The sequence below is a fragment of the Lacticaseibacillus sp. YLM2-1 genome (genome assembly GCF_056583465.1).
In genome coordinates this window covers 1-20,996 of record NZ_JBWOEE010000004.1, presented here as the reverse complement: position 1 = coordinate 20,996, position 20,996 = coordinate 1, and the positions used below count along the sequence as shown (strand labels likewise).

The following is a 20,996-nucleotide window of genomic DNA, read 5'->3' as shown; positions in this document are numbered from 1 at the left end:
TATATTTAAAGTTAGTAGAGAAGTTAAGGCGGTGGCTATTTCCAATCGGAGGTGGTGCTTATGGTGTTAAACCTTTAAAGCCCATAAATCCTAACGAAAGGAGTAGCCTAAGTGTCCGTGTCGGACGCTTTACAGTTAATGCTGGCTTTCGGTACGTTTATCGTAGCCTTAATCGCATTAATTGTTGAGCTGATCAAAAGTCAGCAAAAAAAATAACCGCCTTAGCTCTGGCCAGCCAGCGGTTATTAAATATCGTTAAAATCTGCCACCGTCTTTAACGGCTCTACATGGGAAGTCCTGTTCTAGCGGGGCTTCCTTTTTCTGACTTCATTATAGCATGCCCTTTAAAAACTGGCTAACGTTTCAGACTTTGATCAGATTCAGGATCAGGTTGTTTGATTCCCGGATTCTGTTCAGCAAATGCTTGTAGCTGTTTTTGTGTTCGATTACTGATTTCATGGTGTATATCATTTAGTTTATTTTTTAGTTCTGATTTTTGTTGTGGGTTCCTTGCTTGCTGAACTTGTTGTTGCAAGCCTTGATAGGACTTATTAAGTTCCTGAGCTGATAGCTTTTTTAGATCATGCTCAGGTTCTTTTTGTGCTTCTTGTAAGCCTAATTGTTTGGTTAACCCGTCACTAAGCTCAATCACCTTGTTACTAACTTGCTGAATTTCACTTAAAGCGCTATGGATCACGGCTTTATCTTTCGCCCAGGTAGCCACATAACCGAGTGAATAGTTACTGGTATCAACGCCAATGTTTTGCATGGCGACATATGCAACCGCTTCGGCCTGGGTTTCCTGATAGGCTCGTGGCCGATCTTTAAAGGCTGATTTTAACCCATGTAACTGACTATGTGCATATTCGTGATATAACGTCTTTAGTTTCAAAGCATTGTCGGGCTCATCGCCACCAATGACGATTTCATTAGTGCTGGGTTGAAAATACCCCTTAGCCCCATTTAGCATCGCTAAAGGCACTTCACTGACTTTAAGGTCGGTTTGCTGGTTGAGATAGTCTTTGAACGCGTTATACAAGCTCGTTACATTCTGATGATCGGCTAAATTTTCTTTGACAAAATCCTTGGCACTTAAAACTGGCTCACCGCTAGTTTGTGACACGTCAAAGACGGGTAGATAACGGTAACCGACAATGGCGCGTTCATCGGTGGTATCAAGACGCTTTTGCTCGGCTGGTGTTAACTTCTTAATAATCGGGGCCGCAATCCGAATCGCTTTTGCGCCTCGTTTGACGGTGCGGTTAAAAGCCGTCTGCCATTGCTTAAAGCCCGCGACTTGAGTGGCTTGCGGATTTTGCGCATAAATCAAATCAATGTTTCTGGCGCTATAATGATGAAATTTAGCCAGGGTATTAAGATACTGTTTAAATCGGTCACTATCGGTTAATTTTAGGATTTGTTGTTCGGCTTGGGCGACTAATTGTGCTTTCCAGGCTTTAACGTCGGCTTTACTCGGCATTGTCTACCCCCTCCTCATCTTCAAAAATATCATTCAATATAGGGGCTACGTTGATTTGAACCGGGGTCGTGCCATAAAGGGCGATGTAGCCATCAGCTGATTTTTGCCAAGCCACTTGATAATAGGCCCCGTTACCAGTGATTTCTTTTAAATACTTGTAGGTTCCTTTAGACTGCAAAACTGGTAATTCACTCCCAATGACTGCTAATTTATTATCCATTTTATGATCTCCTTTGCTTTGCTAATCTCACCCGTTGGTTAGGTTCACTTTTTGGTTTTTGAAAAGTAAACCTAAATGACGGGTTCACCAACTGGAACAACGTGAAGGGCGGTAGGGTAAGGTCTAATCAAAATCAAAACTTAATTTATGGCCGTCAAGCTTTAACTTGGCGTCAAACGACTTCCCCTTTTTGCTCTTGAAACCCTTTAATTTGCTGGTTTCACCCTTGGTAACTAACGCTTTAATTGCGGTCTTCCCGAGCGTCTTGCTACTCCATTTCTTAGGTAAGGTAAAATCTTCGCCTTGCTTGGGCTTCACAATGTAAAACTTCTGTTTATTTAAAACGGTCGCTTGCGGTGTTTCTAAGAAAACTTCGGCGGCTTTTTGCGCTTGCTGTTGGTGATCGATTTGTTGCTTAATGGCTGCACTGCCAGTCAATTGCGTGGGAACATCAGCAATCAATTTTTCCACGAACTTTTTGATTTGGTTCAAAAAGTTATCCGGGGTGCGTTCTTCGGTACTGATTTGTTGTAACGCTTGCTCCCATTTAGCCGTCATTTCTGGGCTAGTTAGCAAGGGTTCGAGTTCGACCGCTTTACATAAAGTAGTTCCCGCTTCACTGACGTGGAGCTTGTTGTTTTCAGTAACCAAATAGCCGCGTTTTTTTAACACTTCCAGCACATTGGCCCGGGTCGCACTTGTCCCAATGCCTTGCACATCTTTGAGAATCGCCTGGGCTTCTTCATCATCAAGCGTTTTACCGGCGGTTTTCATGGCCGTAATCAGGGTACCTTCGGTAAAGGGTACCGGTGGTGTCGTTTCTTTTTGCGGCGTTTGCAGGTTTGCTTGGACTTGATCGCCTTGGTGAACGAGCGGTAGGGTGGTTGCCTCTTGCTGGTCGGCTTTGTGATCATCAAATAAAGCTTGCCAACCTTGCTTAGTTGGCACCTTACCGGTTGCTTTAAAATTGGCGTCGCCAACCTGGGTGATAATGGTGGTTTCTTCGTACTCGTACGGATCAGCAAACATCGCTAACGTCGTTCTTAAAACCAAATCATAGACCTGTTGCTGTAATTTAGGTAAGGCAGCTAATTGATCTTTAGTCGGGACGACTTTAGTCATGATAATGGCGTAGTGTTCTTCAACCTTTTTCCCATTGACGTAACGTTTATTCGGGGTGGTATTAGTTAAAGAGACTTGCTTAGAGACTAAACCCAGATACTTCGTCAGATTACCCACTAAATACTCAAATTCTTCATTAGTGATATAGGCACAATCCGTTCGGGGATAACTCAACAACTTGGCTTCATATAAACTTTGAATAGCCGCTAAGGTTTGGCTGGCACTGGCATGATACCGTTTATTCATCGCACTTTGCAGACTGGATAGCGAGAATAGTTGGGGACTGGCACTCTTTTTAGCCTGCTTTTGCACGTCCTTGATTAAACCGCCCTGTGAGCCTTTCTGAACGTGTTTAGCTTGCATGAATGTCATTAGCCCTGTTTCATCTTTAAACCGCTGATAGGGGTCTAATTTTGCGACGAATTTTTGCTGATTAGCTAAAATTTCCGCATTTAGTTCAAAATAGGGTTCCGGCTTAAAGTTTTTGATTGCCTGGTCTCTTTGATAGACCATATACAAGGTTGGCGTCTGCACGCGACCAATTGAGTACACCCCACGCACCCCATTGTTCCTCAACAATAAAGTATATAAGGGACTACCATTCATACCGATCAACCAATCACTAATTTGCCGGGTTTGAGCTTCTTTATAAGCCAAATAGTCTTTGTGCCAATCACCAAGATTTTTGAATCCAGTAATAATGGCGTCTTTTTCCAAGCTATTCAACCATAGCCGTTTAATGGTCTTCTTTTTAACGTCAATCTGGGCTTGGCTCATGATTGACCAAGCAATATTGGAGCCTTCCCGACCACTATCGGTGGCAACAATAATGGTATCGGCCTTCGTTAACAGGTCTTTGACGACCTTGAATTGATCTTTTTTACTAGCTGACACCACAAACTTGTATTTATCGGGAAAAATCGGTAAATTAGATAAGGCCCATTGCTGGTATTTCTGATCATATTTATCCGGTGTGGCTAGTTCAACTAAGTGTCCGAGACCATACGTGACAAGCGTATTCTCGGGCAAAACAGGGTCACTAACCGTATAGTAACCCTGTTTTTTTGTGCTCTTTTGAAAGGCTTGGACGTATGAACGGGCTTGACTGGGTTTTTCAGCTAAGATAACAGTGGTCATGTTCGTTCACTCCTTATGATTCAATTTTTGATCTAATTCTGTTTTGCCTTGTTTAGCCGCTTTCAACCAAGTTTCACGGCGCAATTCTTGTTGTTGCTCTATCGATTGTTGCTTCAAATAATGTTGATACCGGTTGATGGCTTTGAGATCTGCATAGGCTGACCAACGGAATAATAAGCCACCCAGCAGTAAAACTAAGGCCATTAGCGCAGTTCCTAAAAAATCGGTATGGTTCGCCGTGAAAAGCTCTTGGTATAAATCCATTAACATGAGGTAAATTCCCATTATATAGAAGACCATGCTAACTAAGTTATCAAAATAGTAAGACAACTTAGTCCGCCGTGAAGGTGTTGCAAAAGGGTCGGTTCGCATATCTTTTTTGGCTTTTTCAAGTAACCAGTGCCAGATTTTTTTCATGACGCTAACCTCCCTTAACGGTTACGAAAATAATTTTGAAACATTCTCATGGCGCCCATACCAGCACTTTTAGTCACACCGGTTGAAGCCCAGAAGTCTTTAACGGCGTCAGGTGTTTTAACAACCAGAAAGCCGAATCCGATTGAAGCAATAAAGGCAATAAATCCGTATTTAGCCATATTAGTGAAGCACCATACTGATAATGACATACAAAGCACCTGGCTAATAATGGAAGCATTGTAATAAATGTACTTCTTCCACCACGTGGCACTATAATCAAAGCTTTCAGTCGCCATGCTCATTGCAGCTAAAGGAATCGTCAGGTTGTACCAAGCCATATCAGCCACAAACACACACATCTTGATAAAGAACACGACGGTTACGACAGTGAAGATTAGCAGAAACAAAATCTGTAAGGGTAACGAAATGCCAACATCTTTTAGCCCAGGGACTTTATTCATGCCGCTAATTGATTTAGCAGTGAATTTCTGATCAGAACTAAACATATACTTTAGCAGGGGCAAGGTAATTGAACCTTGAATAAAGCCTTGTAAGAACACGAAAACTGGAATCACGGCCGCTGATTTAATCCCGTCCATGATGATATTAGCCCAAGTGACGTCGGTACTTTCGTCTGCCTCTTTTAGAATTGTCATCACAATGCGGCCAAGTACGACCACAACGACTAACGATGTCGCAAAGGACAGGAAGATGGCATACCACGTTTTAACAATTGGCAAGCTTTGATTGGCTTGGTCAATGATTGATTTACAGATGTTGAATAAACCATCTAACAAACCAGACAGTAGCCATTCAAAAAAGTGCGAGATAGCTGATTGAATGATATTTGTCATTTTAAATCCCTCCTTTGTCTATTTGGGAATAAGTGAGACTGTACCAGTATCACTTTTAGCTAGTGTGTTAATTGGTGTTAGTTTATATTTGTCTGACTGCTTTTTAATCTTAAACAGACGTGTTTCTGTGCTACCTGAAACACTATTTTTACCAATGAACTTAATTTGTTCATCGCCTTTGTTTTCAATTAACTTGTAAGTATAAACTTCACTAAAGCCCGCTTGGGTAAGTGTTAAGTTGCTTTTTGAAAACTTTGCAGTAGCGGCCATACCATTATCTTTGCTAGAAGCAAACGTCCACTGGTGACTTTGCAAATCCTGTGCTGTAGACTTCCCACAAGCGGTTAGACCAACAGCAATCAGTAACACTGTCATCACGGCGATTATATATTTGCGATATTTTTTCATTAATATGCCCTCCATTATCCAAATAAGTTGTTGTCGTCTTCTTCTGGCGCCTCTGTTTGACTATCTTTATTTGAAACTCTCTCTAAATCGCTGTCTAGGTTGTCCTGTTGTTGCTCCTCCTCTTTCTGAGACATCTTGTTTGCGACTTCTTTTTGAGCAGTCTCCTTTAATTTTGCTTTCCATTTTTCTACTTTATTCTTAAAGTTGGTTTCCTGGCTGGCTTCTGGTTGGCCTTGATAATCGTTCTGTGACAAGTTAACCAAATGATCAGCCCCCGGAAATAGTTTAAACTGGAACGCTTTTGTAGCTTTGACTGGTCGGGCATTACTAAAGATTAATAAGCTCTGATCTTCGGGCATACGCATAATTTCATCGGGCGTCATGAGCGAACGGCTCGTATAGCTGTAACTATCGCTCTTGCTGTGGCTTTCTTCCTTGCTATGACTGGTACTCTCACTACCGGTTTCCACTTTTACGGTTGATTTTCCTAACAGATCACTAAAGTATTTAGCGGTCACGTCATTAGCGGCATTTAAGCAAATTTTAACGGCATGGTTACCTAAGATACTCTCGGCCTTATCCTTGCCATACAAGGCTTGTAGTTGGGTTAAGGTCTGACAAATGGTCGTCACACCAATGCCATATCCCCGACACGTCGCTAAGAACTCCTCATACTTGGGAAACTTCCCTAAATTGACAAATTCATCAAGGATAAAATCGACTTGGTGGGGCAATTTAGCGTGATGATCGGCCGCTAATTTATATAATTCATCAAATAATTGTGAGAAAAACAGATTGATGAAGCTTTCATAAGTGTTATCCATGACGGGGATAATCACGTACAGCACAACTTTGTCGTTGCCAATCTCTTTTAAATCAAAATCCGAAAAGCTGGTAAAATCAGCCACTTCTTTGTCAACGAACTTCGAGATGGTCGCCAACAAGCTTTCAATAATACTGGCCTTCATTTCGCCTTTGGCCTTTTTGAACCCTAACTCATAAGCGCGTCTCGCTGGATCAGTCATGGTTAGATCAAGAAACAGGGTGTCTAACGGACTATCTGCGCCCTTTTCCTCGGCCTCCACATCGTTTTCTTGTAAGACTTGGGTTACACCGGCCAAGTTCCTTTGGTCGGGCGCGCGGTGGTTCATAACAAACAGGATTAGTGCCTTCAAAAGTTGCCGCTGGGTACTGAACCATACGTCTTTTTTGCCTTCGGCATTTTCACTCTGAACGATCTTCGTGGCGACGGTTTCAGCTTGAATATCCCGTTGAATATAATCAAAAGGATTGTAGCGATCACTGTGCGCCATGTTGGCAAAGTTGACGACATGTACTTGATAGCCTTGGGCTAGTTTGATACCGGCTGTCTTTTCGTACAATTCCCCTTTCGGGTCGGTTACGACAATGCTGTTCTCCGTTTCGTTAAACAGGTTGGTAATGACGACTGACTGGGTCTTATATGACCCCGGGCCCCCAACCACGAAGATATTTCGATTCGGCTTGGTACTGTTATTCTGGTAAACAATCTGTTTATCCACGATCCCTAAAATGGTGCCATTCATGTTAATCTCCTCCCTTCGCTGACTTTTCTCGATCCACTAATGATTTGAGAATTTCGGCCTTGGTACTCTTGTTAAATGCTGTGGTGAGGTCTTTGGCATTGATACTAAAGTAATGGTCACTCAATTCTTTTAGATTACCCCAAGTCGCGCTCCCGTGGGTTTCAGTGTCTGCGGTTTCCCACGCTTTGTGCTTGCTATTGCGCTTCAAAGCAAAATAGATGGTGTATAGGACCACGGCGACACTGACAATAATTAGTACTGGGTTCTTTTGGCCCAAATACAAGTTGTAATAGTGCCAAGGGTGTAAGGCTAATTGTTTTAATACGGTTGGCATATGATCTGCAAATGCCAACTTATAGCGGGACAAGGCCATGACAGAGCCAGCTAAAATCTCCGCTAAATACAAGCCAATGATTAGCGTTAGTAGGTACGGCCAACTAGCTTTAACGCTGTTTAATAATTTGTCTTTCATCTAATCACCTACTATCTGTTTAATTCTTTGTTGGTTGGTGCCGGTGTACCGTTGCTTACCATGGATCAAGGTTGGTACTGACGTTAATTGATATTTTTGAATGTAATGCCGATTCTGCGGTTGATTCATGTTAATCAAGACGATATTGTGACTGATTGCGTTGTGCCAATAAATTTGATGGAAAATAGACTGACAATCCGGGCAATCATCACGATAGAAGAACAACACTTTTTCAGGGTGCTTAGCCAGCGTCACAACTGGCCGCTGTTTTTCCACGTGATTGACGTATTGATGACCAGTAAACCCGCTAACGGCTAAAACCACCACGATTACCGCTAGGGCTTTACCAACCCGCTTAATTAAGGTCACTGGCTTTGAAGCTACTGCCTAAGTTTTGGACTGCGGTGATTCGATTCGTGGTGGTATCGAAAGTCACTTGATAAAGCACCGTCGCCTTTTGCCAGTCGTTGTCGCCACTCTTACTTTCATAACTGACGACGGCCAAGCCCTTCATGTTTTGCCCCTGCTTACTTTGTGTATACAGGTTCAGCTGATCTAATTTGGCTGAAACACTATTGCTATCACCATACGTGCCCTTATTTGAAAAGTATTGCTGGTACAACTTGTCGGAAATCAAGTCTTTAACGCCATCTTTACGCTGACCGTAGGTCTTGGGCTTGAAGTTATTCATGACGTCAAAGAACTTGGTGACCACCGTATTAAAGCTCAATTCAGCCTGACTTTTGTCTTTATTATTTTGGTAGGTCTTATAACTGTCAATTTGGGTGCTCAATAACTGCTTTTGTTGATTAACTTTAGTCAATTGCCGGCTAACTTGGCGCTTCTGTTGTTGTAAGCGACTGATCTGTTGTTGCGCCTGCTTAACTTGGCTATGTTGATAGGCATTCGCCCCTAATGACATGATTAAGATCAAACTACCAATCGCAATACTTAAAACCATGCTGCGTTTCATTTGCTCGTCCTCCTTACTTCTTGATTGGCCGGGCTAACGTCACATCGCTACCGTTCAATAAGCTATAAAACGCGGTGCCAAATGTGCTTTCGTTAACCTTGTCGCCGACACCACCTTGCTCAATGATTTTGGTGGCTTTGCCTTGCCACTTGTCTAACAAGATTGCGGTGTGCCCATTGTTCCCGGCCCCGGCACCTTGATTAACAATCACAATATCGCCGGCTTTGGCGTCATTTTCACTGATCTGTTTCAGATATTGATGACTGCCTTTGGCGTCACTTGCCATCGTACCGGTAAACCAGCCCATGTTGGCCGGTACCTTGTAACCAGCTTTATTAAGCGCTAACCAGACAAAGCCCGAACAATCCGTCCCACCGGTTTTGTTAGGGTTCTTTAAATCGCTACCTAAATCGGGGCTGGGGTGGGTTTGCACATAGTAGAAGTCACCTTTCATACTTTCCGCATTTTTGACGATACTACCGCCGGAATAGCTCGGGTCACTATCACAACCTAGTTCGGTCAGATCGCCGGAACTTGCATTATCTAACGTATTACCGGCCACGGGATCACTTGCACCCAACACGGAATACCAATGATCGGCATACCCGTATCTTTGGCTTAAATACCATTGTTCCGGGTTCTTACTCATACCCTCGTAATCCATTAACCAAGATTTGGTCGCTTTATGCACGTCCGTATACTTAAAAATCTGCTTGTTTGACGCATAGTAACTACTGTTCAATTCTTGATCAAGATAGTCCAACTGCGCGCCGAGGTTAGTCGCTGGTTTGTTTTCTTTGTGGGCTAAATCTTCCAACTTATCCTTTCGACCACCTAACCACTGGGCTAAGCCCGTGGCACCGGAACTTGAATTAACCGAATTGGGATCAAGGCGACTTTCCAATTGTAAGACCCCCAAGATTCCGGCGGCCGCTTGTGGGGTGGCGCCATACTTCTGTTTCCAATGCGCATAGATATTTTTGGCATTTTCTGTCATGCTCTTACTATCCAATTGCGTCTCTGTGGTGGTTGAGTTATCACAACTGTTTTCTTGTAGCTGACCAGTAATCGCGGCAATCAGCAAGACGATTAGCAGAATGGCACCGCCCACAATATAAGCAATCAACTTCCACTTCTTTTTCTTATATTCAAACGACAATACCTGCATTTAATCACCCACTTTGTGCTTGGCCTGATCGACTTGTTTTTGCGCTGCCGATTGGTCGCTCTGCGCATTCTTTAAGTCCGACTTGGCTGAATCCACCTTCTTGTCTTTATCCTTATCTTTACTGCCATCAATCTTGTTGGCGTCATCTAATTTCTTTTGGGCGTCGCTAACTTCGTTCTTAGCGGAATTGAGGCTTAACAGGGCTTTTAAATACTTAGCTTTAGGACTGTTCACGCCGGCTAATTTGGTTTGGACGGTCTGGGCGTCTTGCGTATCGTTATGGGCTAGGAAGGCTTGTCCCATTCTCAATAAAACATCAGCGTTCGTCGTAAAGGATAATTGGTTATTGAGCGTATTGGTATCGTAGTTAACGATGGCTTTTTCCAGCGCCAATTGGTCTTTTTGCTTGCTTGTCGCCTTAGTTGGCAATTCCCACTTGGCAACCTGCCCGCTATCCTTGTTGGCATAAGCCGTGTTGACAACCTTATTCAACTGGCTTGGGTCAACCTTTAAAGCTTGCTGGTACTGACCATGCTTTAAAAAGACATTGACTTGCTTAGTTGCAGGATAGCCGGCTCGTTGCATATCTTTTTGTGCTTCTGACCACTTATGATCATTTAAAGCGGTCTGAATTTGACCGCTATATTTTAATCGCGTGACCTGGGCTTGGTTCTGGTTAGCTAAGCTTTGATACTTTCGTTCGTCACTTTTATGGACTAAGCCGACGGCCAAAACGGCCACAATCGCCACTCCGGCCACGCTCAACCACAAACGTTGTTTGGTTTTCTGCTGGGCCGTTTCAACTTCCTGCCATTCGTGATAACTCACAAAGTCCTCAATGCTGTTAACCACTTCCGTTAACTCATTTAACGACGTAGCTTTAGCTACTTGTTGTAAATAGTCGTCCGGGTGTTTAGCTAGGGCTTCTTTAGGATTGCTTAGTAGCCGTTCATAGGGCGTCCCCGTCAAGCAAAATAGAATCAGCGCTTTGTATTTGGCTAAATTGCTATGTTTGTCATCATAAGGCATGAGTTCATTGGCGCGATAGGCGTACCAAACATGTTGCATGGGGTAATACCACAGATTAGCTGGATTTAACGCAATATGATACTGGCTATCAGCAACCACCTTTTGCGCCATAATTTTCTTGGCAATGGCTGCCCGGATCGCCTTATTTTCCTGCGGTAATTCCTTTAATGATCTGACCTTATCTGGCAAGGTATAAGTTAAAACGACCTTTTGGTCTTGCTCAACCACGTTAACCAACTGCAAGAAATTGGCATCAGCTTGCTTTAATTCGTTTAGCTCACTCAACTGGTCATATCGAAACTGATTGTGATTGAGTTCAAGGATTAACTTGTTTCCTTGCCGCCTGAACGTCCCAACCTCGATATTCAATAACTGATTTGATTTACTCATTTAAAGTCCCTCCTTCCTCTTCAGTAGTCGTCAAAGCGTCAATCTCACTTGGCGTCAACACCACGCGCTTTTGATAATCCGGTTGGTTGGCGGTCTCACGGTTATATTTTTCCTGGTAAGCTTCGGGATCAATTAACCGCAATTCTTCTTCGGTCAACTCGACGCGCATAAAGGCACGTTGGCTACCATAGATCATCAGTGCTTCGCCTTGTCTACGACGTTCTAGTAGCTTCTTTTCTTTATCTGAGAACGTCATACGCAACTTAGTAATGACGTCATCAACGCCTTTGCCATCAAGGCCAAAGAACACTTTGGTATAGGAGTTCCCAATAATGGCTTCCCCAATGTTCTGCCCAGTATCTGTTGTTCCTTCAATCACATCTTGAATTTGCTGCGTTCCGGCAATGGCTCCGGCATTGTACTTTCTAAACCGCTTGTATGCTTGGTGGAAAAAGGTGGCGGCCGCTTTATGCAAGGTTAAAAAGTGAAATTCATCAACAAACAGTTTTTTGCGGCTATGCCGATCTTTAGTGATTTCGTCCCACAAATATTGGAAGGTATTTAGATAGGCGGCAGATTGGACTTCCTGTTCACTTTGTAGCGGTTTTAAATCAAAGGAAATGATTTTCCCTTTTAAGTTAACGTTGGTGTGGCCGTCAAATAGGCTATTAGAGCCATGGGTATAACTGCCTAAAATATAGTAGAAGTCTTTAACCCGACTGAATTTGTCAGTATCCTTATCTGCCAGTTTTTCCAACTCATCATAAACATTGGATAAGGTCGGCCACTGATCATCTTTAATTTCTTTTAAGCGGCTATATTTCAAAACGCCACTGTTGACGTAAGCTTGTTTAACGACATCATCAAGGATTGCCAGTTCAACTTGGGTAATCCCGGTTTTAAGGACTTCAAAGAACCCCTTTAATCGCTGGATTTTGTCTTTGACTAGTAAATCAAGGTTCGTGACCGCTTCATCAGCGCTGAGGATTTCTTCGGAAAAGATTTGGAGCGGATTAATTTTGTACTTAGCATTCGAGGTTAGATGTAAGACCGCCCCACCTAGGGCTTCAACAATCTTGGTATATTCGTTTTCTGGGTCAATAATGTAAAGCTGATAATCTTGAATGGCGTAGCGTAAGATTTTCTGGATCATATAGGTGGTTTTACCAACCCCGGAAGTCCCGATAATGACTTGATTTTGATTAAGCGTCTTATTGCGATCCAGCATATCCACGGCAATTAAGCTGTTGGTATCTTTGTTAACCCCTTCAATATCGCTTCTCGGCTTCAAGTCCAAAATTTCCGCGTCATCAAAGGGAAACATGCTGCTGGCGACTTCGGTATTACTCTCTTTATAGGTGTAATCCCCCATGAGGTTCTCGTTAATTGGCATGGTTGACCAAAATGCTTGGAAAGTCGCTTTAACGGGCACCAAGGGCTTCATCTGTAGCTTAATCAAGGTGTTCTTGACGTTCTCGGTTAAGTCATCTAGTTCTGCTAAACTGTTGGCCCGTAGATAAATGAGCATATGTTGGTACACAAATGTGGTAGAATTATCAAGGTATTTATCTAGTTGCATGTTGGCTGAATCAATATAATTTTGCAGAATCTTCTTTTTATACGGGTCGAACGTATTGAGCTTCTGCGCTTCCTTATTTTGAATCGTCTTCTTGTAATAGGTAATCATTGAATTGTTACTGGCGCTGTCGATATATTGCACAATATCGATAACGCCTTTTTTGCGCTTTAACTCCGATAACCAGTTGCCATACACCCGCTTAGGATAGTCGGCAATCGCTAACACCCGAATAAAATTCTCGCCCGACTGGACGTAGGTGGGGTACTGTTCCCAGCTAAATGGAAATAGTGAATGCAAGCTATCGCGATCAATCAGCTTGGTAAAGTCTTCAACCTCCGGTTTATGCTTATTAACTGCTGGTTCACTATTTTGCTGACTTTCTTTCTTGGTTGGCATGAACAAATCAATGACCTTATCACCAAAACTCATACTGTTACCTCCTATCCATTGAAATTGATTAAGTTCTTTAAAATCTCTTGAACTTCTTGACTAGTCAACACTTTGGCCGTCACATCAAAGTCTGTTAACGCATTTTCAATATCCCGCTTAACCTGTTCGATCTTCTCGTCTAAGTGGGTGACGGCTAAGCTTAAGCTTTTAACGCTTTTGTCCTTAATCGGCACCTTAACGATTAGCAGGTGTTGCTTAGTCGTCATGTTTTTGGATTCTTGGACTTTAGTAAAGTGGTCCAAATAACTGGCTATGAGCTGGATTTTGAACTGTTGCTCGGGGTGATCTTTTTGTAAAGCGAGATACCGCCGTTTGAGACCATTGAGATAAGCTGTCATATTGACGGGAATTGTCGGCTCTAAGAACTGTAAGGTGTCATCAACCCCTTCACCTAACGTACTCATGAGAAAGGCGCCATAGTCCTCAAAGACGTCTTGCTGTTCGGTTTCATTAAGTAGATCAAGGTTGATCCCACTAACTTCCAAAATTCCAACGAGATTACCCGTTTTGGTAACTTCGTAGTTACCATACATACCCACCACCAAGCTCATGTCATCAATGGTCTCTTTGCCACCATTGATTCTAGGCGGTTGGTAATCCCAATCGAGCTTCGCTGATTTATTGGCGGTTTTGCTCTTCTTCAAACGCATTTAGTTCACCTCGCTTCTTCGGTTTTAAATAAAACAGTTTCTGGCCATTGGCATAGCGGCGTTTTAACTTAAAGTTATCCCGCACTTTAATATTCTTCCGCGCCGCAACTGGCCGAATTGTTAAAATAGCCATGACAATCGTCATGGCTAAGACAACAATCACTATTTTTATCAGGACTAAAATTAGGCCATAGGGTGGGATCGCAATAAAAATTAAGCCCACTAGTCCTGCCAGCGCCGCATAGCCAAAATCCTTCAAGGTGTAGTCTTTCCAGATCCCATAATCTTTATCTACGTTCTCTGGAAAGATAAATTCTTTTCCTTTCTTCATTTTGGCAGGCTCCTTTTTAAATTAAGTGAATAGGCTGTAAACCCAAGGTAATAGCCAGATAATCGCTGCCGCTAGGGCCACTAAACCAGCCACCCGACCAACCGCGTGATAAACCTCTGATTTCTCTCGTGGATCGTCTGCGTCAGGCATTCTTTTGATAATAATAAATAGCGCGACACAAATCCCAACTAAAACGACCAAGCCAGTTAAAATACCTTGAATCGTCTTACCAGCGCTGGTTAGCTTGCTTTTAACTTCACCACCGTCTGCGGCAAAGACGACCTGGGCGTTCATCAATCCCAAGTAAATTGCAGTAGCTCCAGTAGTGGCTAACGCTTTTACTTTGCTGAATTTCATGTTATTCCTCCTTTCCATCGTCTTCTGATGTTCGTAATTGAATTTGTTCTGCCTGCGTTTTTCCTGGCTCACGCTGATAGAACTTATCCAATTGTTCCTCGGCAATTTGCTGGCTTGGTAATGGATCTGTGGCTAATTTAACTCGGCCATTTTGGCTCGTGGCTAAGTAATACTCTTTTTCTGACTGACCAAGTTCCTGAGTCTCTAAGACATGCAAATTATGTTCGTAACGGCCTAAGGCGTTATCAACTTTCAAACCATAGAAACCTAAGAAGCCTTCCAGGAAACTCTCACCAAAAAAGGTCATTTCGTTTTTAATTTGCTTATATTGATGGGTGGGTTTATCACTTACCAATTTTTCGGCCTTTTTAGCATTTTGACTGTCTTGATGGCGATTAAACCAGCCGCTAAGTTTTAATGGTTCAGTCTTTAACTGGCGTTTAACGGTCTTCTTAATCATTGCTTGTCGGACTTCGTCAACTGGCTGACCGTCTTGATCTAAAATTGCTTGTAACTGTTTTAGATCGGTTAACTTTTGATCGTCATCAACCACAATGGCCTTTTGGTCATCATGGAGTAACTTGCCATTAATGCCTTGCCAGCTTTCTACTTTCATTGGATCACCTCCTTATATTGCCCTTTTCTAGGCTAGAAATATTAAGCAACTAGCTTTCCCCTAGCCCACCCGGTAAAATGGATTGTTAGGAGGGTGACACCTAGAAGGCGTAATTCTAGGTGCTGATCCCCGTTAGCAACTCTACTGCTGACGAGGACGCCCTCTTTTTTTGTTTGTTTCCTTATCCATTCAATGCCTTCCAGTGAAATTAATTTGACTGTGCCGGTTTCCATTAAATATTCTTCGGGCATACTATTTGGGTGCCGCCTTAACCATAAGCTTACATATGATCGATCATGCCCTAGCTTGATACCGGCCTGAGATAAACTAATCCATTCGTGTTGTCTTGCCACATGCAGGTAACTCCTTTCTTAAATAATTAACTAAATTATAGCACCGTTTGAACACACTTGTGTACATTTGTTTTTACATTTACATTACAAGTGCATACCACCATCTTCATGCCGGTTTCGAGTTTGGTGTTGCCGTTGCTTTTTCGTCATTTCCCACTCAGTCTCCTTTAAACCTTGCGCCTGTTTTTGCCGTTGGTAATCTTCATCACGGGCATATAGGGCGGTCATGATTGCGTTACTAAAGGCCGTCTTTAAGTAATAGTCTGGACTAACTGGCTTGTAGTTCAGTGGTTGATAATGTCCGATATTTGCTTTTCGGTACTGGTCGTCCTTATCTTGTTGCTCTTTTAACTGCTTTTGGATTTTTTCAATCTGGCTGGTTTTAATAGTTGGATCAGCTTTACACTCACCAAGAAAAATTTGTTTCGTTCCGTCATGCTTTAAAACTCGTTGTAAGTGATGATTTTCTAACTGATCTAAGCTAAGCTGCCCCGACAAATAAGCTAACCCTAATTGATGTTCTTGGGTACTGAAAACCCTCGGTGGGTTTTCTTGCCATTGTGCCATTGTTTCGACTTTTAATGGCTTTAAAGTTGGATCATAGTACATCACGGCTGTATAAGCCTGTTCTTGTCTAACTAGTGAAAGATCATCTAAATCACCATTAGGAAAGGCTCTTTTCAATACCTCATGGTATTGCGTTTTAATGACTTGCTTAACTGCTATGATTGTCCGTAGGTCTTTGACTGCTCTCGTAATCTTTTGCTGTTCTGCTGGTGAATACTTTTCTAGTAGTCCTTTATCGACGTGTTCTAGGCTTTCTAAGCTATCAGAGTGGATCATTAGCGTATATTTCAGATCGATTTTGGCCTCTTTTTCTTGTTGCATTAATAACTTAAAGCCAACGTATGGCCGCTTGGTAAAGGTCAATAATTGCTGGGTCAATAAATCATCACGAATATTCATTAAACGTTCGTTTAATTCACTGCCTTTGAAAACTGTTTGCTCGCTTTCGGTTTCCTTGATTAATTCTCGTCTTTCAGCTTGTGTGGTCTGTTCAAAATTAAGCTCTGGATAAAGTTTTTTCGTAGTACGATCGACCACTTTATTTAAGAGTTCATCTGCCTTTTTTAATGAGCTTTCTTGTTGGTTAATTGTCAATAATTGTTTAGCCACATCTTCACCAACTGCATGTTTAATTAAGGTGCTATTTTTCCAATTAAATAGCATGCGCCGTTTATCATCTAAGCTCTCTAAACTGATATAAGTTTTCAGTTCATGACTTAACTCATTGACCACCCGTTTTTCATTAAACGAGAAGTGTTTGCTTAGACTATCTAAATGACCTCTATTGATTACTTTTTCTTGGTTGTTTTTATAACTGGCTTTGGCCTTGCGATAGTCCTTAACTTGTTGGTTAAATTCTTTTCTTTCATGCCGCTTACTATTGATTCCCTCATGTTGCATTGGGGTATCATCTATTCCCTGCTCGATAAATGATTTTTCACTGATCCGATCCGGAATATTTTTTTGCTCTAAAACTTGATTTACACTAGCCGCCCAATTGTGCCGCCATTCAGTAATTTTTTCTTTTTTATCCCAATCAACTAGCCACACCTTTCTTGATCTTGGAAAACGACTATTTCCTGTATAAGTCTTGTTCCCATTTTCATCTAATATATTTTCTCTTTTACTTTTCAATCCCCATGTTCCGTCTGGATTAAATGGACGATTAGTTAGCATAACATGAGCGTGCGGATTATCTGGGTGATCTCTATGAATTGCTACGTCGGCAACCATACCCTCATCAACAAAATTTTCTTGTACATATTTTGTCAATAATTCTTTCTGTTCATCTTCACTTAATTCAACTGGTAAAGCCACGTTAAACTCTTTTGCATAGCGTGAATTTGATCGCCGATCTTTTCTTTCGACTTCATTCCATAATTTCTCTCTATCACTCGCCCATGCTGGCGCATTTTTGGGGGTTAAAATAAAGCTTTCTGGCATGACTGACCGAGCATAAAAATAGCTTCGACCTTCTTTTTGATCGAATAACTTTTCACCACTTCTATAACTTGCTCCAGCAATTGCGCTTCTTCCTTTTCCCGCACTGATATTACTAAAGCTCATGTGAAAAATTGCCATGTCGGTAACCACCTTTATTTGGGTTTATGGGTTTGCTTTTGTTGTCGCCAACGGCGACTTCTGATACAAGGGTTTAGCACAATAACACAACAAACTTTAGTTGTTGTGTGTAAGTGCGCATTGACCTCGTTTCACTCGGTCTTCTGATTCTTCTAAATTTACTTTTAGTGTATGCCTTCCGCTTCGCTATTTCAAATTTTATACTTTGACTTAACGTTTCTTATATGATATAGTTTCGGTGATTATTTCTAATATGATTGGAGGGATTGTTATGCCTCAAAGTAACTTAGAAAAACAAGAAGCTAAATTAAAAGCCCTTAATCAAAAAATTAAGGACGAAAAAAATAAGATTGAACAACGGCTAGGTAAACAAATCATAAGTCAAGCCAATTTAGATTATGCTAATTTGTCTAACGATCAGATTAAGCTTTTAGCCAAGCAATTTTCTGAATTTTTAAAGGTAAAGTCCGTAGATCATTAGCCATACGAGATGGGGAAATCTCATGTCTAATCAATATGAAAAACTAGTCGAGCAGCAAGCGCGTTTAAAACAAAAAATTGAGTGGGAAGATTTTAAATTACGGCAATCTAAATACTATGAAAGCCGACAAGACCGCAAAGCACGTTCTCGCCGATTAATTCAAAAAGGGGCTTTGCTAGAAAAATACTTTCAAGCTGATAACCTTTCGGTTGAACAAACCGAAGAACTTTTAAAAACATTTGCTGACTATGTTAACGCCCATAAACCGGATAAATTAAAAAACGATCAACCTAATAACTAGGCCGATCGTTTTTATTTTCTGGATCATTTTTAGGCTTTACTTCTGGGCTTTGATCTGCAAAATTTTGTAACTGCTTTTGCACCTTTTCTGGATAAGTAATATTTTGGTTTATCCAAGGAAAATGCCTCAAATCGTTCTTAAAAACTTGTCCCTTCTCTCTTGCATAAACAGAGGTAAACTTTTCGCTATTATCATAGATCATGACCTTATCAGATTTAAAGGCCACTAATGGCAAATTATGTTTGGATTGCTGATAACGTTTCTTGATCGTTGCTACTGGAACACCGTGCCCACCTTTTTGTACCCGTTCGTTGACCCTTTGGATAGCTAAATTTTCATCTCGCAAAGCAACATATAATAAAGTCACTTCAAAGCCATTTTTGTGAGCTTTGTCAATCAAATTGAGTTGAGCTTTGCCTCTACCTGCCAGTGTTGTTTCTACGTGAATACTTTGCTGGTGATCTAAAGCATAGTGTAGTTGTTTGATTTCTTCTTTCATGGCTTTTAAGTTGTCACTATCTTTATACCAATCGCCACCCATTTGTCTTAAAAGTTCATCAGCGTTAATCCGTTTTGTTTTGTCAAACAAGATGGGAAATGTATCGTATAGCGTACTTTTTCCTGCTCCGTTAATACCAGCAACAATTATATATTGGGGTTTATCTATCAACGGACAAAGTCCTTTCGCTTAATGACCTCATCTTGCCTTTTATCTAAAAAGTAGGTATATAAAGCGTCATATACTTTGCGCTTTTCTGGATCTGGCTCATGTAATGACTTATCAAGTAAATCTCTTAAATCAGTTTCTTTGGCAATTTCAAAAAAGTCATTAATTGTGATTGTATCTTTCATGTTCATCACACTTCCAAGTTATTAATTTATTTAATCTGATAAGCCATTAGTCCTCATCTGGATCATTGAGCCAATCAGCGACTTCTTTAGCGTCTTTGAACTCTGTTACTGGTGTCTCTTTGGTAGCCTTTAAAAGGCTTAAATTAGCTCTTTCGGCTTCGCTCAGGGCTGGTTTAAACGGTAATGCTGCGTCAGCTACGATCCGCTTATAAAACATATTGATTGCTGTGGTTGGGTTTAGACCTAACTGGCTTAAAACGGCTTCGGTATTATCTGCCAATTCTTTGTCAATCTGGACTTGTACGCGTTTCTTTTCCTTAACTGCCATGATTTTCTCGCCCCCCTTTATTACTACTCACATTATACTAATCTTTGAGTACCATCTCAATTAGCCTGCTTCTTTAAAAGTTGTGAATTTAAGTTTGCTGTCCTTTCCGCAATGGCACTTATACAACGTTCCTAAAGTGCCCGTAAGCGCATTTTAAAACTCGTTTAATATAATTATGCTCTATCTGTTTAAAAAAGCTTAAATGGCCTTATATAGCTTTTTAGTTTTAAGCACGCTCATCGTCAGGGCGCTTGGTCGCAAATTCTTTAGCCGCCTGTTTATTCCACCAAATGCCAAATAAGTTTTGCATGGTGCCATATAAGTAGTTCTCTACGTTTTTAATGTGCTTTTCATTGCTTCTTAGGGCGTTAAAGTAGCGTCTTAGTGCTTTGGTCATTAAAGGTTTTAGTTCTTCGTCGTCTAGTGGGATTAGGACCCCAATATCCTGATGATCCTTCTCAACTCGGTACTTAGCATTTAAGATAATGCCGATGAAGCGACGCATTTGTTGTGGGGTACGGCACCAGAAGCTAAGTAATTGCACGGCTTCGGGTTCTAAGAAAACGGGTAAGCCACTGTCTTCATCAGTTAAGAAGTCATTAGCATGACTTATGAGATCCTGGTTTTGTTTTTGAATTTCTGCTGGTGAGAAATGAGCTGTGGAAAAGTCCAACTTTTGAGTATCTATATTGTATCTATCTTTATCTTTTTCTTTAGGTTCTTTATATAGATTAAGTCCATTTTTTGAACTTCCGCTCGTAGCAAGGGTTTGCGGGGTGTCGTCAACGAACTTATGCGGAAGTTCATTTTTTGAACTTCCGCTCGTAGCAAGGGTTTCAACGGTCTCCCGCGGAAGTTCATTTTTTGAACTTCCGCTCGTAGCAAGGGTTTGCGGGCTATTTTGACCATATTCACCGCGTAAATAGACATCGGTGGCTTTGACATCAAGTTTGGAAAGGTATAAACGGTTCGGTTCATTCTTTTTAGTTTTCGGGTTAAAACCCATTTGTTTCTGAACGAGTAATCCGATTGATTCCAGCTCTGTTTTTGTTTTGATGGCTTTTCCCTTTGAGCAATTAAACAAGTCCATTAGTTCTTGGTTGGTAAAGATAAAGTAAACATGACCCTCACTATCAACCCAGTTATTACGCAAAGAATACTCTAAACGGTCTTTGAGGACCATATAAGCTAATTTAGCGTCATTGCTTAAATGTTTGTATTGATCGCCATACATTAATACTTTAGGAAATTGGAAAAATAAGGCTCCATATACGTTATCGGCTTCATAGTAATTGAACTTTGTTGATTTTGTCAT

The 20,996-nt window shown here is 41.5% G+C and carries 26 protein-coding genes; 3 read left to right on the top strand and 23 right to left on the bottom strand.

All coding sequences use genetic code 11. The features are described 5' to 3' along the window. The first annotated feature begins 138 nt into the window (after window positions 1-138). A complete protein-coding gene (locus AC07KQ_RS15035) occupies window positions 139-216 on the top strand; it encodes a putative holin-like toxin (RefSeq protein WP_076661461.1) in 78 nt (25 codons plus the stop codon). Window positions 217-355: 139 nt separating this feature from the next. On the opposite strand, the gene AC07KQ_RS15030 is transcribed toward AC07KQ_RS15035, so the two are convergent. The 19 genes from AC07KQ_RS15030 to mobQ form a co-directional block, all read right to left on the bottom strand. Beyond that, window positions 356-1,480 carry an ArdC-like ssDNA-binding domain-containing protein gene (locus tag AC07KQ_RS15030; RefSeq protein WP_435634070.1) on the bottom strand — a complete coding sequence of 375 codons (1,125 nt, stop codon included), beginning with the start codon at window positions 1,478-1,480 and terminating at the stop codon, window positions 356-358. Beyond that, a complete protein-coding gene (locus AC07KQ_RS15025) occupies window positions 1,470-1,700 on the bottom strand; it encodes a hypothetical protein (RefSeq protein WP_308902835.1) in 231 nt (76 codons plus the stop codon). The genes AC07KQ_RS15030 and AC07KQ_RS15025 overlap by 11 nt, the downstream gene beginning before the upstream one ends. A gap of 123 nt (window positions 1,701-1,823) precedes the next feature. After that, complete coding sequence (locus AC07KQ_RS15020; RefSeq protein ID WP_480156683.1) at window positions 1,824-3,959, bottom strand: type IA DNA topoisomerase; 2,136 nt, start codon at window positions 3,957-3,959, stop codon at window positions 1,824-1,826. Between the two features lie 6 nt (window positions 3,960-3,965). Further along, on the bottom strand, window positions 3,966-4,376 hold the full coding sequence (locus AC07KQ_RS15015; protein ID WP_010491011.1) for a hypothetical protein: 411 nt from the start codon (window positions 4,374-4,376) through the stop codon (window positions 3,966-3,968). 14 nt (window positions 4,377-4,390) lie between these two features. Continuing rightward, the gene (locus tag AC07KQ_RS15010; protein WP_064775352.1) at window positions 4,391-5,230 is read right to left on the bottom strand and encodes a conjugal transfer protein TrbL family protein; all 840 of its coding nucleotides are present in this window, start codon (window positions 5,228-5,230) and stop codon (window positions 4,391-4,393) included. An 18-nt stretch (window positions 5,231-5,248) separates the two neighbouring features. Beyond that, a complete protein-coding gene (locus tag AC07KQ_RS15005; protein WP_064658638.1) occupies window positions 5,249-5,638 on the bottom strand; it encodes a hypothetical protein in 390 nt (129 codons plus the stop codon). Window positions 5,639-5,652: 14 nt separating this feature from the next. Then, window positions 5,653-7,203: a VirD4-like conjugal transfer protein, CD1115 family gene (locus AC07KQ_RS15000; RefSeq protein WP_423765221.1), complete on the bottom strand. Its 1,551-nt coding sequence runs from the start codon at window positions 7,201-7,203 to the stop codon at window positions 5,653-5,655. Window position 7,204: 1 nt separating this feature from the next. Further along, entirely contained in the window at window positions 7,205-7,675 is a 471-nt protein-coding gene (locus AC07KQ_RS14995; protein ID WP_021349293.1) for a hypothetical protein, read from the bottom strand. Continuing rightward, complete coding sequence (locus tag AC07KQ_RS14990) at window positions 7,676-8,044, bottom strand: thioredoxin family protein (protein ID WP_064658633.1); 369 nt, start codon at window positions 8,042-8,044, stop codon at window positions 7,676-7,678. It abuts the gene before it with no gap. Then, window positions 8,031-8,648, bottom strand: a complete 618-nt coding sequence (locus AC07KQ_RS14985; RefSeq protein ID WP_216749028.1) for a hypothetical protein — start codon at window positions 8,646-8,648, stop codon at window positions 8,031-8,033. The genes AC07KQ_RS14990 and AC07KQ_RS14985 overlap by 14 nt, the downstream gene beginning before the upstream one ends. A gap of 13 nt (window positions 8,649-8,661) precedes the next feature. Next, window positions 8,662-9,816: a phage tail tip lysozyme gene (locus AC07KQ_RS14980; protein WP_480156694.1), complete on the bottom strand. Its 1,155-nt coding sequence runs from the start codon at window positions 9,814-9,816 to the stop codon at window positions 8,662-8,664. Further along, on the bottom strand, window positions 9,817-11,235 hold the full coding sequence (locus AC07KQ_RS14975; RefSeq protein ID WP_480156693.1) for a conjugal transfer protein: 1,419 nt from the start codon (window positions 11,233-11,235) through the stop codon (window positions 9,817-9,819). It lies immediately after the preceding gene. Continuing rightward, complete coding sequence (locus AC07KQ_RS14970; RefSeq protein WP_480156692.1) at window positions 11,228-13,243, bottom strand: VirB4 family type IV secretion system protein; 2,016 nt, start codon at window positions 13,241-13,243, stop codon at window positions 11,228-11,230. The genes AC07KQ_RS14975 and AC07KQ_RS14970 overlap by 8 nt, the downstream gene beginning before the upstream one ends. 11 nt (window positions 13,244-13,254) lie before the next feature. After that, complete coding sequence (trsD, locus tag AC07KQ_RS14965) at window positions 13,255-13,914, bottom strand: TrsD/TraD family conjugative transfer protein (RefSeq protein ID WP_125715947.1); 660 nt, start codon at window positions 13,912-13,914, stop codon at window positions 13,255-13,257. Beyond that, window positions 13,883-14,245 (bottom strand): hypothetical protein, encoded by a 363-nt coding sequence (locus AC07KQ_RS14960; RefSeq protein ID WP_014216295.1) that lies wholly within the window; start codon window positions 14,243-14,245, stop codon window positions 13,883-13,885. The genes trsD and AC07KQ_RS14960 overlap by 32 nt, the downstream gene beginning before the upstream one ends. Before the next feature lie 21 nt (window positions 14,246-14,266). Continuing rightward, a complete protein-coding gene (locus tag AC07KQ_RS14955) occupies window positions 14,267-14,602 on the bottom strand; it encodes a CagC family type IV secretion system protein (protein ID WP_008212306.1) in 336 nt (111 codons plus the stop codon). A gap of 1 nt (window position 14,603) precedes the next feature. After that, a complete protein-coding gene (locus tag AC07KQ_RS14950; protein WP_480156691.1) occupies window positions 14,604-15,218 on the bottom strand; it encodes a hypothetical protein in 615 nt (204 codons plus the stop codon). A 41-nt stretch (window positions 15,219-15,259) separates the two neighbouring features. Beyond that, window positions 15,260-15,571, bottom strand: coding sequence for a hypothetical protein (locus AC07KQ_RS14945; RefSeq protein ID WP_226909079.1), 312 nt, complete (start codon window positions 15,569-15,571; stop codon window positions 15,260-15,262). A gap of 84 nt (window positions 15,572-15,655) precedes the next feature. Further along, the gene (mobQ, locus tag AC07KQ_RS14940; RefSeq protein WP_480156690.1) at window positions 15,656-17,719 is read right to left on the bottom strand and encodes a MobQ family relaxase; all 2,064 of its coding nucleotides are present in this window, start codon (window positions 17,717-17,719) and stop codon (window positions 15,656-15,658) included. 253 nt (window positions 17,720-17,972) lie between these two features. Here mobQ and AC07KQ_RS14935 point away from each other — a divergent pair, with 253 nt between their 5' ends. Both AC07KQ_RS14935 and AC07KQ_RS14930 read left to right on the top strand, forming a co-directional pair. After that, on the top strand, window positions 17,973-18,200 hold the full coding sequence (locus AC07KQ_RS14935; protein ID WP_175365116.1) for a hypothetical protein: 228 nt from the start codon (window positions 17,973-17,975) through the stop codon (window positions 18,198-18,200). A gap of 22 nt (window positions 18,201-18,222) precedes the next feature. After that, window positions 18,223-18,501, top strand: a complete 279-nt coding sequence (locus AC07KQ_RS14930) for a hypothetical protein (protein ID WP_480156689.1) — start codon at window positions 18,223-18,225, stop codon at window positions 18,499-18,501. On the opposite strand, the gene AC07KQ_RS14925 is transcribed toward AC07KQ_RS14930, so the two are convergent. From AC07KQ_RS14925 to AC07KQ_RS14910, 4 genes are all read right to left on the bottom strand, one after another. Further along, complete coding sequence (locus tag AC07KQ_RS14925) at window positions 18,491-19,171, bottom strand: ATPase (RefSeq protein WP_480156688.1); 681 nt, start codon at window positions 19,169-19,171, stop codon at window positions 18,491-18,493. The genes AC07KQ_RS14930 and AC07KQ_RS14925 overlap by 11 nt on opposite strands. Continuing rightward, the gene (locus AC07KQ_RS14920) at window positions 19,168-19,353 is read right to left on the bottom strand and encodes a hypothetical protein (RefSeq protein ID WP_480156687.1); all 186 of its coding nucleotides are present in this window, start codon (window positions 19,351-19,353) and stop codon (window positions 19,168-19,170) included. Before AC07KQ_RS14920 ends, AC07KQ_RS14925 begins: the two co-directional genes overlap by 4 nt. A 46-nt stretch (window positions 19,354-19,399) precedes the next feature. Continuing rightward, the gene (locus tag AC07KQ_RS14915) at window positions 19,400-19,681 is read right to left on the bottom strand and encodes a type II toxin-antitoxin system RelB/DinJ family antitoxin (RefSeq protein ID WP_010014831.1); all 282 of its coding nucleotides are present in this window, start codon (window positions 19,679-19,681) and stop codon (window positions 19,400-19,402) included. Window positions 19,682-19,907: 226 nt separating this feature from the next. Beyond that, entirely contained in the window at window positions 19,908-20,996 is a 1,089-nt protein-coding gene (locus tag AC07KQ_RS14910; RefSeq protein WP_480156686.1) for a replication initiator protein A, read from the bottom strand.